Source organism: Streptomyces sp. R28 (genome assembly GCF_041052385.1).
Classification (GTDB): domain Bacteria; phylum Actinomycetota; class Actinomycetes; order Streptomycetales; family Streptomycetaceae; genus Streptomyces.
Genome location: NZ_CP163439.1, coordinates 7321429 through 7334689 on the forward strand (window position 1 = coordinate 7321429; position 13261 = coordinate 7334689).

12 protein-coding genes and 1 riboswitch are annotated in these 13261 nt (G+C 69.0%); of the genes, 9 read left to right on the plus strand and 3 right to left on the minus strand.

Annotated elements, in window-relative coordinates:
- Window positions 1-11 precede the first annotated feature (11 nt).
- Window positions 12-389 (minus strand): glycine cleavage system protein GcvH, encoded by a 378-nt coding sequence (gcvH, locus tag AB5J49_RS32985; RefSeq protein ID WP_369172514.1) that lies wholly within the window; start codon window positions 387-389, stop codon window positions 12-14.
- Between the two features lie 142 nt (window positions 390-531).
- Window positions 532-1653: a glycine cleavage system aminomethyltransferase GcvT gene (gene gcvT, locus AB5J49_RS32990; RefSeq protein WP_369172515.1), complete on the minus strand. Its 1122-nt coding sequence runs from the start codon at window positions 1651-1653 to the stop codon at window positions 532-534.
- A gap of 164 nt (window positions 1654-1817) precedes the next feature.
- Window positions 1818-1916: riboswitch (glycine riboswitch) on the minus strand.
- Window positions 1917-2086: 170 nt separating this feature from the next.
- Between gcvT and AB5J49_RS32995 the strand changes: the two genes are divergently transcribed.
- The 9 genes from AB5J49_RS32995 (at window position 2087) to AB5J49_RS33035 (ending at window position 12029) form a co-directional block, all read left to right on the plus strand.
- The gene (locus AB5J49_RS32995) at window positions 2087-2761 is read left to right on the plus strand and encodes an AAA family ATPase (RefSeq protein WP_369172516.1); all 675 of its coding nucleotides are present in this window, start codon (window positions 2087-2089) and stop codon (window positions 2759-2761) included.
- Between the two features lie 94 nt (window positions 2762-2855).
- Complete coding sequence (locus AB5J49_RS33000) at window positions 2856-3647, plus strand: enhanced serine sensitivity protein SseB (RefSeq protein WP_369172517.1); 792 nt, start codon at window positions 2856-2858, stop codon at window positions 3645-3647.
- A gap of 196 nt (window positions 3648-3843) precedes the next feature.
- On the plus strand, window positions 3844-4647 hold the full coding sequence (locus AB5J49_RS33005) for an enhanced serine sensitivity protein SseB C-terminal domain-containing protein (protein WP_369175346.1): 804 nt from the start codon (window positions 3844-3846) through the stop codon (window positions 4645-4647).
- A 372-nt stretch (window positions 4648-5019) separates the two neighbouring features.
- Window positions 5020-6018: an ABC transporter permease gene (locus tag AB5J49_RS33010; RefSeq protein WP_369172518.1), complete on the plus strand. Its 999-nt coding sequence runs from the start codon at window positions 5020-5022 to the stop codon at window positions 6016-6018.
- A gap of 37 nt (window positions 6019-6055) precedes the next feature.
- A complete protein-coding gene (locus AB5J49_RS33015; protein ID WP_369172519.1) occupies window positions 6056-7825 on the plus strand; it encodes an ABC transporter substrate-binding protein in 1770 nt (589 codons plus the stop codon).
- 69 nt (window positions 7826-7894) lie between these two features.
- Window positions 7895-8902, plus strand: a complete 1008-nt coding sequence (locus AB5J49_RS33020) for an ABC transporter permease (protein WP_369172520.1) — start codon at window positions 7895-7897, stop codon at window positions 8900-8902.
- On the plus strand, window positions 8899-9990 hold the full coding sequence (locus tag AB5J49_RS33025; protein ID WP_369172521.1) for an ABC transporter ATP-binding protein: 1092 nt from the start codon (window positions 8899-8901) through the stop codon (window positions 9988-9990). Before AB5J49_RS33020 ends, AB5J49_RS33025 begins: the two co-directional genes overlap by 4 nt.
- Window positions 9987-11309, plus strand: a complete 1323-nt coding sequence (locus AB5J49_RS33030) for an ABC transporter ATP-binding protein (protein WP_369172522.1) — start codon at window positions 9987-9989, stop codon at window positions 11307-11309. Before AB5J49_RS33025 ends, AB5J49_RS33030 begins: the two co-directional genes overlap by 4 nt.
- A gap of 63 nt (window positions 11310-11372) precedes the next feature.
- Window positions 11373-12029: a trimeric intracellular cation channel family protein gene (locus tag AB5J49_RS33035; RefSeq protein WP_369175347.1), complete on the plus strand. Its 657-nt coding sequence runs from the start codon at window positions 11373-11375 to the stop codon at window positions 12027-12029.
- Here the strand turns inward: AB5J49_RS33035 and AB5J49_RS33040 are convergent.
- Window positions 11938-13185: an alpha/beta hydrolase gene (locus tag AB5J49_RS33040; RefSeq protein WP_369172523.1), complete on the minus strand. Its 1248-nt coding sequence runs from the start codon at window positions 13183-13185 to the stop codon at window positions 11938-11940. The genes AB5J49_RS33035 and AB5J49_RS33040 overlap by 92 nt on opposite strands.
- Window positions 13186-13261 lie beyond the last annotated feature (76 nt).

Sequence of the window (13261 nt, forward strand, 5' to 3'; positions counted from 1 at the left end):
GATACGACTCCTCAGCCGGCGGTGTGGGCGGCGTACTCGTCGGCGGAGAGCAGGTCGGCCGGCTCCTCCGTGACGCGTACCTTGAACAGCCAGCCGCCCTCGAACGGGGCGGAGTTCACCAGCGCCGGGTCGTTCACCACGTCCTCGTTGATCTCGGTGACCTCGCCGGTGACCGGGGAGTACAGGTCGGACACGGACTTGGTCGACTCCAGCTCGCCGCAGGTGTCACCCGCGGCCACGGTCGAGCCGACCTCGGGGAGCTGGGCGTAGACGACATCGCCGAGCGCGTTGGCCGCGAACTCGGTGATGCCGACCGTCGCGACGCCGTCCTCGGCGGTCGACAGCCACTCGTGCTCCTTGCTGTAGCGCAGCTGCTGGGGGTTGCTCATGGCCTGAATTCTCCTGTACGCGCGGGAGTGGTGATGAATGGGGGACTGCTGGAAACGTGTGTGAGCAGCCCAAATGTGCGCAGGGTCACGCATGGGCCGCTGCCAGTCTCTACTTCTGGCGTCGGCGGCGCCGCTTCTGCTGCTACTTCTGCCGCTTGTAGAACGGCAGCGCCACGACCTCGTACGGCTCATGGCTGCCGCGGATGTCCACGCCGACCCCGGCCGTACCCGGCGCCGAGTGCGCCGCGTCGACGTACGCCATGGCGATCGGCCTGCCCAGTGTGGGGGAGGGGGCACCGGAGGTGACCTCGCCGATGACCTCGCCACCGGCGACGACCGGGTACCCGGCGCGCGGGACACGACGCCCCTCGGCGACCAGGCCGACCAGCACGCGGGGCGGGTTCGACTCGGCGCGGGAGGCGGCCTCGGTCAGCGCCTCACGTCCGACGAAGTCGCCCTCCTTCTCGAACTTCACCACCCGGCCGAGCCCGGCGTCGAAGGGGGTCAGGGAGGTCGACAGCTCATGGCCGTACAGCGGCATGCCCGCCTCGAGGCGCAGCGTGTCCCGGCAGGACAGCCCGCATGGGACCAGGCCGACGCCCTCGCCCGCCTTGGTCAGCGCCTGCCACAGCTCGACGGCGTGCTCCGGCTTCACGAACAGCTCGAAGCCGTCCTCGCCGGTGTAGCCGGTGCGCGCGATGAGGGCGGGCACGCCGGCGACGGTGCCGGGCAGGCCGGCGTAGTACTTCAGGCCGTCGAGGTCGGCGTCGGTGAGGGACTTCAGGATGCCCGGGGACTCGGGGCCCTGGACGGCGATCAGCGCGTAGGCGTCCCGGTCGTCACGGACCTCGGCGTCGAAGCCGGCCACCCGCTCGGTCAGCGCGTCCAGCACGACCTGGGCGTTGGAGGCGTTGGCGACGATCATGTACTCGGTCTCGGCGAGCCGGTAGACGATCAGGTCGTCGAGGATGCCGCCGTCGGCCCGGCAGATCATGGTGTAGCGGGCGCGGCCGACGCCGACGGAGGCGATGTTGCCGACCAGGGCGTGGTTGAGGAAGGCGGCCGCCGCGGGGCCGGTGACGGTGATCTCGCCCATGTGGGAGAGGTCGAACAGGCCGGCCTTGGTGCGGACGGCGTTGTGCTCGTCGCGCTCGGAGCCGTAGCGCAGGGGCATGTCCCAGCCGGCGAAGTCGGTCATCGTCGCGCCGAGCGAGCGATGCAGGGCATCGAGCGCGGTGTGACGGAGTTCTGCTGTACTGCTCATCGGACGGATGTCTCCCAAGGCATGACGGGCGAGGTCGTTCCTCCCCATCTGTCATCGGAACCTGAGAGGTTCGCCACGACCGCCACGGGGACGATCACGGTTTGCACCTTGGGTGGAGCCACGCGTCCCGAAGAGAGACGGAGCGGCCCGCTTTTCAGATGTGCCTCGCCCGCGCGGTAACGGGGCCTGAGAGATTCAAGGGAGGGACTTGCTCCTTCGGCGCCCAGGCGATGCACTGCCAGGGACTCTCCCGCGCGGATTCAAACGGCCGGTATGCAGTTGGCGCGGACATCATTGCACGCCCCGCGCGTCAACGGCAGGTCACGTCTGTAACCGGCTTGTGGCAGGAAGCGAACGAAAAAGCGAGAGATCCTCTATTACCTTCTCTTTACGCTCAGTGGGGATGGGGACTCCTGACCCCCGGAGGAGGACGATGACGGTGAAGCGCACCACGGCGTACGCCACGACCTCGGGCATCGCGCTGCCCAAGCAGCCCGCGGCCCCGGTCGCCGAAGCCCGCGGCACATGCTCCGCACCCGTGGTCCGTGACCTGCGCGAGCGCTCCGGCCACAGCCCGCACGCCCTGCTCTTCGCCCCCGAGGACCTCGTCGTGATCACCGGGCTGCCCGGCAGCGGCAAGTCCACGCTGATGCAGCGGACCGTGCAGGGCACCCGCATCGACTCCCAGGACACCCGGGACCACTGGGCCGCCCGTATGCCCCGCTTCCTCCCCTACGCCGTCTACCGCCCCCTGGTCCGCCTCGCGCACTACGCCGGACTGCGCCGCGCCCTGCGCTCCGGCGAGGGCGTCGTCGTGCACGACTGCGGTACGCAGGCCTGGGTGCGCGGCTGGCTGGCCCGCGAGGCCCGCCGCCGCGGCGGCACCCTGCACCTGCTGCTGCTCGACGTCACCCCGGGCGCGGCCCTGGAGGGCCAGCGCGAGCGCGGCCGGGGCGTCTCCCGCTACGCCTTCGTGCGCCACCGCAGGGCGGCCGCCCGCCTGCTGCGCTCGGTGGAGAAGGGCCACCTGCCCCAGGGCTGCGGCTCGGCGGTGCTGATCGACCGGGCGGCGGCGGACGTCCTGCGCCGGATCGGTTTCACGGGCTGAGCGGCCGCAGACCTGTACGGGGTGGTCACCCGCTAGCCTTTTGAGCCACAACAGCGGTTCACGGCAGCGGTTCACAGCAGACGGTTGAGAGCAGATGGACTTCCCAGCGGATCTCCCCGCGGACTTCCCGGCACTGGCACACCCCCATCCACACGGCGGGTGGCCCGGCAACGAACTGGAGGAGGTCCTCTCGGCCTCCCTCGGCCTGCCCTCGGCGGGCGGCCGGATCATCGAGGTGCTGGGCCGCAGCTTCGTCTGGGTGCCCCTGCCGGCCGGCGGCGGCCCGCACAGCGGCCCGCTGGACCTGCCCACGGTGGAGATCGCGGGCCAGGCGTACGTCCCGGTGTTCAGCTCCGAGGAACAGCTCCGCCAGGTCGTCGGCGCCCACATGTCGTACACCGTCGCCCCCGCCGTGGAGTTCGCCCGCGGCCTGCCCCCGCAGGTGGGCATCGCCGTGAACCCGGACGGCGTGGTCGGCGTCCCGCTGCCGCCGGCGGCGGTGGCCGACCTCTGCCGGGTGGGCCGCACCCCGCTGGACGGCCTCAACTCCGGCGGCCGCGTCAAGCTCTATGAGCCCGACTGGCAGGACGACCCGATCGACTTCCTCGCGGTGGCGTCGGCCGAGTTCGCCGGAACCGGCGTGGTCGTGACGGCCCGCCGCTGCCTCGCGGCGATCGAGACGGCCACACCGGTGATGTTCATAGGCGTGGAACTCTCCCAGTGGGAGGGCGACCTGCGCGCGGCCCCCATGGACGCTCTCGCCCGGGCCCTGGCGCACTCCCCGGTCCAGTGGCCGGTCAACCTGGTCCTCCTGGACGTCGCCCAGGACCCGGTGATCGAGTGGATGCGCCAGAAGGTCCGTCCCTTCTACACGCGGACGCTTTGAGAACCTGAGGGGCACGGGACTGTCTCGATATGCGGCTGCGCCGCGCGGGCGCGATCGACCACGAACGACCCGCACCCCGCAGAAGACATCAAGTCCCGAGCTCCCAACGGCTCTCCCGGCGGAGCGCCTAAGCTGGGCTCATACCTCGGTCGGCCAAACCGACCAAGTCACGACGTTTCCCGAAGGGGCGGTAATGGTGAGCGCGAGCGGCACCACCTCGACCGGTCAGGTCGAGCACATGCTGCGCCAGGTGACGCCCGGGCGCTACGACGCCTACGAGGCCCTCCTGCGCGCGCTCGCGACCCCGTCCTCCGGCCAGGTCTGGATGCTGCTGTGGCACGGCCAGGCCGGCTCCCCGGACGCCCAGTACGGAAACATGGAGGTCGACGGCCACGGCTACGCCCCGTGCGTCACCTCCGCCCAGGAGCTGTCGGCCAGCGGCTGGAACCGCTCGTACGAGGTGGTCGACGGAGTCGACGTCGCCCGCACCCTCTACCCGGACCACTTCGGCCTCTGGCTGAACCCGCACGCCCCGGGCGGCGGCGTCGGCATCCCCTGGCTCGACCTGCGCCGCATCGCCACCGGCCTGGACCGCCAGCCCGCCGGCCCGCTCCGGCTGGCGGAGCCCGGCATCGAGGTCCCGCAGTTCTACGCCCTGCTCGCACAGAACGCCCACCGCACCCCGGCCGTCCGCTCCCTGCGCCGCGCCTGGGTGCAGCCGGCGCTCGGCGCGCCGTATCTCGCCATCGGGCTCGACGTGTACGACACCAGCCCGCCCGCCGTGGACTCGGTGCGCTCGATGATGCTGCAGTCGATCGGCGCGTGTCCGGACGGACTCCCGGTGTCGACCGTGGCGATGTCCGACGAGTACGACCCGGTCGCCATGTGGATGCGGGCGAGCGCCCGCCCCTTCTACGACCGCGAGGCGCACGGCGCCGCCGCCCCCGCGCAGGCTCCGGCAGCGGGCTACGGCTACCCTCCGGCGCCGGGCCGTTACTGATCACCGCTGATCACTCTCCCGGCTAACCTACTGTTCAGTCGGCAACCCGGCTGTCGTAGCCGTAAACGGCTGCCGACTTCGGTTTCGTAGGCATATCTCCGCGCGTAGATGCGATCGGAAGGTCCCGGTCCATCCTTATACGCCCCAACTGGCTCGCGTCCGGCGATCGTTACCCGCTGTTCGGATAACGGAACCCCTCAGACAGCATCACGGTTACGCATCCTTTCCCCGCCAGCTCTGGCAACAGATCGCCAAAGCGTTGAAGACTCCCCGCAAGACACGGGCCGGTCGGTCCTGTGTACGAGTGGAAGCAACCGCTACAGCGGCAGCCAGGGGGCCGACAACCGTCGGCCGAGAGGGGTCAATCTCACCGTGACGGCACCGATCGAGACCACCGGATCGCAGGCCGAGGCGCAGCCCGAGGCCGTGCTGAAGGGTGTCGAGTCCAAGCAGATCGAGGGCCGGTCTCTCGGGCAGATCGCCTGGACCCGTTTCAAGAAGGACAAGGTGGCGGTCGCCGGCGGGGTCATCGTGATCCTGCTGATCCTGCTGGCCGTGTTCTCCCGGCCCATCCAGGCGCTCTTCGGACTGGACCCCAACGCTCTGCACCAGGACCTGATCGACCCCAACACCTCGCTGCCCAAGGGCGACTTCGGCGGCATGAGCTGGGACCACCCGCTCGGTGTGGAGCCGAAGTTCGGCCGCGACATCGCCACCCGCATCCTCGAGGGCTCCTGGGTCTCGCTGGTCGTCGCCTTCGGCGCCACGATCCTGTCCAACACGATCGGCGCGGTCCTCGGCGTGGTGGCCGGCTACTACGGCGGCCGGGTCGACACGATCATCAGCCGGCTGATGGACACCTTCCTGGCGTTCCCTCTCCTGCTGTTCGCGATCGCCATCTCCGCCACTCTGCAGGGCGGCGCCTTCGGCCTGGAGGGCCTGCCGCTGCACATCAGCGTGCTGATCTTCGTCATCGGCTTCTTCAACTGGCCTTATCTGGGCCGTATCGTTCGGGGCCAGACGCTGGCCCTGCGCGAGCGGGAGTTCGTCGACGCCTCCCGGGGGATGGGGGCCAAGGGGCCGTACATCCTCTTCCGGGAGCTGCTGCCGAACCTGGTCGGCCCGATCATCGTGTACTCGACGCTGCTCATCCCGACCAACATCCTCTTCGAGGCGTCCCTGAGCTTCCTCGGCGTCGGCATCCAGCCCCCGCAGGCGTCCTGGGGCGGCATGATCAACCAGGCGGTCGACTACTACCAGGTCGATCCGCAGTTCATGATCGTGCCCGGCCTGGCCATCTTCGTGACCGTCCTTGCGTTCAACCTGCTCGGCGACGGTCTTCGTGACGCACTCGACCCGCGCAGCCGCTGATCCGCGGCCGCGGTACGAGTCCAACAGTTTTCCAACAATGGAGGGGAAGCGGACCATCATGCGAAGGTCAACGCTGGCCGCGGTGGCGGCTATCGGCAGTGCGAGCCTGATGCTCTCGGCATGCAGCAAAGCCGATGACAACGGTGAGGGCGGAAACAAGTCGGCTGGGGCCAACGCAGCGACCAAGGGTGTCGTCAACGCCTCCACCCAGAAGGGTGGGACGGTCACGTACGAGTACTCGGACGTCCCGGACTCCTTCGACCCCGGCAACACGTACTACGCGTACATGTACAACCTCAGCCGGCTGTACGCTCGCCCGCTGATGACCTTCAAGCCCGGCCCGGGCGAGGAGGGCAACACGCTGGTCCCGGACCTCGCCGCGAGCGCGGGCGTTTCGAGCGACGGCGGCAAGACCTGGACGTACAAGCTGCGTTCGGGCCTGAAGTACCAGGACGGCACGCCGATCACCTCGAAGGACGTCAAGTACGCCGTCGAGCGCTCCAACTTCGCGCGTGACGTGCTCTCCCTCGGCCCGAACTACTTCCAGCAGTTCCTGGACGGCGGCGACAAGTACAAGGGCCCCTACAAGGACAAGAGCGCCGAGGGTCTGAAGTCCATCGAGACGCCGGACGACACCACGGTCGTCTTCCACCTCAACCGCGCCTTCCAGGAGTTCGACTACCTGGTCGCGACGCCCCAGACGGCTCCGGTGCCCCAGGCCAAGGACAAGGGCATCGACTACGTCAAGAGCATCGTGTCCTCGGGCTCGTACCAGTTCGAGAGCTACGAGGAGGGCAAGCAGGCCGTCCTCGTCCGCAACAAGAACTGGGACCCGAAGACGGACCCGCTGCGCAAGCAGTACCCGGACAAGATCGTCGTCAAGCTCAAGGTCAACGCCGAGACGATCGACCAGGACGTCCAGGCCGGCACGGCGATCGACATGGGCGGTACCGGCGTCCAGGCCGCGACCCAGGCGAAGGTCGTCAACAGCGCCGACCTGAAGGCCAACACGGACAACACCTACGGTGGCCGCCTGGTCTACATGGCGATCAACACCCAGGTCGCGCCGTTCGACAAGGTCGAGTGCCGCAAGGCCGTCCAGTACGCCATCGACAAGGTCTCCGTGCAGACCGCCGAGGGCGGCCCGATCCGCGGTGACATCGCCAGCACCGTCCTGCCGCCGGACATCCCGGGCTACCAGAAGGCGGACGTCTACGCCACCAAGGGCAACAAGGGCGACGCCGCCAAGGCCAAGGAGCAGCTGAAGGCCTGCGGCAAGTCGAGCATCAGCACCAACATCTCGGCGCGCAGCGACCGCCCGCAGGAGATCGACGCGGCCACCGCGATCATCGCCTCGCTGAAGAAGGTCGGCATCAACGCCAGCCTGAAGCAGTACCCGTCGGGCAAGTACTTCACCGACTACGCGGGTGTGCCGTCGTTCGACAAGAAGCAGAACATCGGTCTGCACATGATGCAGTGGGGTGCCGACTGGCCGGGTGGCTACGGCTTCCTGCAGCAGATCCTGCACGGTGACGCGATCGGCGCCTCGGGCAACACCAACCTCTCGTACCTCGATGACAAGCAGATCAACGAGATGCTGGAGAAGGCCATCGCCACCGAGGACGAGACCCAGCGCAACAGCATGTACGCCGAGATCGACAAGCTTGCGATGGACCAGGCGGCGATCGTCCCGCTGACCTACTTCAAGGTCCTGCTGTACCGCCCGGCCAACTTCACCAACCTGGTGTCCACGGCGGCCTTCAGCGGTCAGTACGACTACCTCAACATCGGCACGACCAAGAAGTAGCCCCGGAAGGCAGGTGAAGGCATTGGTGCCCGCGGGCTTCGCGGCCCGCGGGCACCAGCGCCGGTCCCCGTGATCTCGTACATCCTCCGTCGGACGCTCGCGGCAGTGATCCTGCTGCTCGTCGTCACCGCGGTCACCTTCGCGATCTTCTTCCTGCTGCCACGGATGGCCGGCCAGACCGCCGACCAGCTCGCGCAGCAGTACATCGGAAAGAGCCCGACGAAGGCAGACATCCTCGCGGTCAAGCAGAACCTCGGTCTGGACCAGCCCCTCTACGTTCAGTACTGGCACTTCATCAAGGGGATCGTGGCCGGCGCCACATACGACCTGGGCCCCACCACGACGCACTGCAACGCGCCGTGCTTCGGCTACTCCTTCAAGAACCACGTCGAGGTCTGGCCGCAGCTCACCTCCCGCCTTCCGGTGACCATCTCGCTGGCCGGCGGCGCCGCCGTGCTGTGGCTGGTGTCCGGTGTGCTGATCGGCGTGATCTCCGCGCTCAAGCCCCGCAGCATCTTCGACCGCGCGTTCATGGGCGTCGCGCTCGCCGGTGTTTCGCTGCCCATGTTCTTCACGGGCAACCTGGCGCTGCTGCTCTTCACCTTCCAGTGGCCGATCTTCGGCCGTACCTACGTACCGTTCACCGAGAATCCGGCGCAGTGGGCCAACACCCTCTTCCCGGCGTGGTGTTCGCTCGCTCTGCTGTACTCCGCCATCTACGCGCGGCTGACCCGCTCGGGCATGCTGGAGACGATGAACGAGGACTTCATCCGCACGGCCCGCGCCAAGGGCCTGCGCGAGCGCAAGGTCGTGGCCCGGCACGGGCTGCGGGCCGCGCTGACCCCGATCATCACCGTCTTCGGCATGGACCTGGGCCTGCTGCTGGGCGGCGCGGTGATCACCGAGACCGTCTTCTCGCTGCCCGGCATCGGTCAGTACGCGGTCCAGGGCATCACCGACAACGACCTGCCCCCGATCCTCGGCGTCACCCTGCTCGCCGCCTTCTTCGTCGTGATCGCAAATCTCCTGGTGGACCTGCTCTACGCCGCCGCCGACCCGCGGGTGAGGCTCTCGTGACCGAACTCTCCAAGACCGGAGCCGCCGTGGGCGAGCCCTCGCCCTCGAACGTGCCCGACGCCTTCCTCGCGGTCCGCGATCTCAAGGTGCACTTCCCGACCGACGACGGCCTGGTCAAGTCCGTCGACGGGCTCACCTTCCAGGTGGAGAAGGGCAAGACCCTCTGCATCGTGGGCGAGTCCGGCTCCGGCAAGTCCGTCACCTCGCTGGCGATCATGGGGCTGCACCGGCTCGGCGCGCGCGGCAAGAACGTGCAGATGTCCGGCGAGATCTGGCTCGGCGGCAAGGAACTGGTCTCCGCCGCCCCGGACGAGGTGCGCCGGCTGCGCGGCCGCGAGATGGCGATGATCTTCCAGGACCCGCTGTCCGCGATGCACCCGTACTACACGATCGGCAACCAGATCGTGGAGGCGTACCGGGTCCATCACGACGTCAACAAGAAGACCGCGCGCAAGCGGGCGATCGAGATGCTCGACCGGGTCGGCATCCCCGAGCCGGACCAGCGGGTCGACAACTACCCGCACGAGTTCTCCGGCGGTATGCGCCAGCGCGCGATGATCGCCATGGCGCTCGTCAACAACCCCGAACTGCTCATCGCGGACGAGCCGACCACCGCCCTCGACGTCACCGTCCAGGCGCAGATCCTCGACCTCATCCGTGACCTGCAGAAGGAGTTCGGCTCCGCGGTCGTCCTCATCACCCACGACCTGGGTGTGGTCGCCGAGATCGCCGACGACGTCCTCGTGATGTACGGCGGACGGTGCGTGGAGCGGGGCAGCGTCGACGACGTCTTCGAGCGGCCGCAGCACCCCTACACCTGGGGCCTGCTCGGCTCGATGCCGCGCATCGACCGGGAGACCTCCGAGCGGCTCATCCCCGTCAAGGGCCACCCGCCGAGCCTCATCAACGTCCCCTCGGGCTGCGCCTTCCACCCCCGCTGCCCGTACGCGGACATCCCCAAGGGCGATGTCACCCGTACCGTGCGCCCGGAGCTCCAGCAGGTCGGCGGCGGGCACTTCTCCGCGTGCCACCTCTCGCCGGAGGACCGCACGCGGATCTGGACCGAAGAGATTGCGCCGAAGCTGTGAGTGAGACGAAGAAGACGGACGCGGCCCCCTCGGTTCCGCATCAGGCATCCGCCTCCGACGAGCGCGAGGTACTCCTCAAGGTCGAGGGACTGCAGAAGCACTTCCCGATCCGCAAGGGCGTGCTCCAGCGCCAGGTCGGCGCGGTCAAGGCCGTCGACGGCATCGACTTCGAGGTGCGCAAGGGCGAGACGCTCGGCGTGGTCGGCGAGTCGGGCTGCGGCAAGTCGACCATGGGGCGGGTCATCACCCGGCTCCAGGACCCGACCGGCGGCTCGATCCACTTCGAGGGCAAGGACATCACGCGGCTGAACACGGCCGGGATGCGTCCGCTGCGGCGAGACATCCAGATGATCTTCCAGGACCCGTACGGCTCCCTGAACCCCCGGCACACCATCGGCGGCATCGTCTCGGCGCCGTTCCGCCTCCAGGGTGTCGAGCCGGAGGGCGGGGTGAAGAAGGAGGTCCAGCGGCTCCTGGAGCTGGTGGGCCTGAGCCCCGAGCACTTCAACCGCTACCCGCACGAGTTCTCCGGCGGCCAGCGCCAGCGCATCGGCATCGCCCGGGCGCTGGCCCTGAAGCCGAAGCTGGTGGTCGCCGACGAGCCGGTCTCGGCCCTCGACGTGTCGATCCAGGCGCAGGTCGTGAACCTGATGGACGACCTCCAGGAGGAGCTCGGCCTCACCTACGTGATCATCGCGCACGACCTCTCCGTCGTACGGCACGTCTCGGACCGTATCGCGGTGATGTACCTCGGCAAGATCGTCGAACTCGCCGACCGCAGCTCGCTGTACGAGGCGCCGATGCACCCGTACACCAAGGCCCTGATGTCGGCGGTCCCGGTCCCCGACCCCAAGCGCCGGGGCGCGAAGAGCGAACGCATCCTGCTCCGCGGCGACGTCCCCTCGCCGATCTCCCCGCCCACCGGCTGCCGCTTCCACACCCGGTGCTGGAAGGCGACGGAGATCTGCAAGACGACCGAGCCGCCGCTGCTGGAGCTGCGGCCCGGCCAGCGTGTCGCCTGCCATCACCCGGAGAACTTCGAGGACCAGGCCCCGCAGGACACCGTGCTGCTGAGTGCCGCCAAGGAGGCGGCGGAGCTGGTCTCCGACGAGGTGCTCGCGGAGTCGGCGCAGACGTCGGTGGCTGTGGCCGCGCAGGTGGAGGCCGAGACGGAGGTCTCGTCCGCGGACGCTTCCGCCGAGAACGCTTCCGCCGAGAACGCCTCCGCCGAGAACGCCTCCTCCGAGGCCGCCTCCTCCGAGGAGCCCGAGGCTTCCTCGGCGAGTGCCGACTCGTCCGGCGAGTCCACCGACAAGTAACCCAGCCCGCACCCCTGCCTTGCTTTGCAAGGCGGGGGTGTTTTGCTGCGCAAGAATGTACGGGTGCTCCAGCAACTGTTCAGCCCGTCCGTCCAGCACACGCTCGACCTGATCGGCATCTTTGTCTTCGCGATCTCCGGCGCCCTGCTGGCCGTCCGCAAGAACTTCGACGTCTTCGGCATCGCCGTCCTCGCCGAGGTCACCGCCCTGGGCGGCGGGCTGTTCCGGGACGTGATCATCGGCGCCGTGCCCCCGGCCGCCTTCACGGACCTGGGGTACTTCCTCACCCCGCTGCTCGCCGCGCTGCTCGTCTTCTTCCTCCACCCGCACGTGGAGCGCATCCAGACCGGCGTGAACGTCTTCGACGCGGCGGGCCTCGGCCTCTTCTGCGTCGCCGGGACGACGAAGGCGTACGACTACGGGCTCAACCTCACCGCCTCCGTCGCCCTGGGCCTCGCGACCGCCGTGGGCGGCGGTGTGCTGCGCGATGTCCTGGCCAACGAGGTGCCGTCACTGCTGCGCTGGGACCGCGACCTGTACGCGGTCCCGGCGATCGTCGGCGCCACGATGACCGTCCTGTGTCTCCACTACGACGCCCTGACCCCGCTCACCAGCGCCCTCGCGGCCGTCACGGCGTTCGTGCTGCGGCTGCTGGCGATGCGGTACCACTGGCGAGCTCCGCGTGCCTGGAACCGGCGGTCGACGGTGCGAGAGGAGTAGTCCCGCCGGAGCCCGGCGCCATACGCACCGGGGGCTGCGTGTCCATCACCTCGGTCAGCCAGCGGAACGCCGGGACGACCTGCGGCTTCCACAGCGCCATGGTGTGGCCGCCCGCGCTCTTCGGTATGAACACCACGTCCACGGTCGTCGGCGCCTTCGCGACCCGCCTCAGGGCCATGGCCGCCTCGTACCCGTCCTTCGGCTGACCGGACAGATAGAGCGCGACGCGCGGCGGGACACGGGACTTCTTGAGGAGCACATACGGGTTGTTCGCGGCCCGCAGGGCCGGGGACCTGCCGGCGAGCGACTGAGGTACGGCGACGGGGTCGTTGTAGCCGGACATGCTGACCGCGGCCCGGTAGCGGTCGGGGTGGGCGACGGCCAGCTTCGCCGCGCAGTGCGCCCCCGCCGAGTATCCGGCGACCGCCCAGCCGTCCGGCGCGGCCTGGGCCCGGAAGTTGTCCATGACCATCTTCGGCACGTCGATGCTGAGCCAGCTGTCCGCGTTCACCTTCCCCGGGATGTTCGCGCAGCCCGTGTCCCTGCCCGGCAGCAGCGTGGTGCGCGGCGAGACGATGATGAACGGCTCGATCTGCCCGCTGCGCATCAGCGGCGCCAGCTGCTGGGGCGCGTCCATCGTGCCGTACCACGCCTTGGACGAGCCCGGATAACCCGGCAGCACCTCGACGACCGGGAACTTGTGATTGCGGTAGGCGGGGTCGCGGTACTGCGGCGGCAGCCAGACGTTGACCTCGGCGTGCACTCCGGACACCCGGCCCTTGAGCTGCGTGACGAGCACCCCGCCCTCCGCGCGCATGCCGGGTCCCTTGCCCGGCGTGAAGGCCTGCCGGACCTTGGGCAGCTTCTCCAGCGCGATCCCGCCGGTGCCGGTCGCCCCGAGGTCGGCGGCCTCGTGCACATGGTCGCTGGTGCCGAGCAGGTCGCCCCAGTTGTCGTACAGCTGGTTGGAGTTGTTGACCAGCGTGAAGACCAGGGCGACCGCCGTGCCCTGGGCGAACAGCAGCATCAGCATCCGGGCGGCGGTCCGCAGGACCTTGGGTCCGCGCACCCGTGACCAGAGGATCAGCGGCAGCGCGACGGCGACGGCGCACAGCGCGATGAGCGTGTAGAGGAATGGGGTCCCGGTGAGACTCATGTCCCGATAGAGGGCTTATCGGCATCTCAGGTTTCGGACGGCGGACGACGCTTACCGAAAAGTTGCCCACATCTCA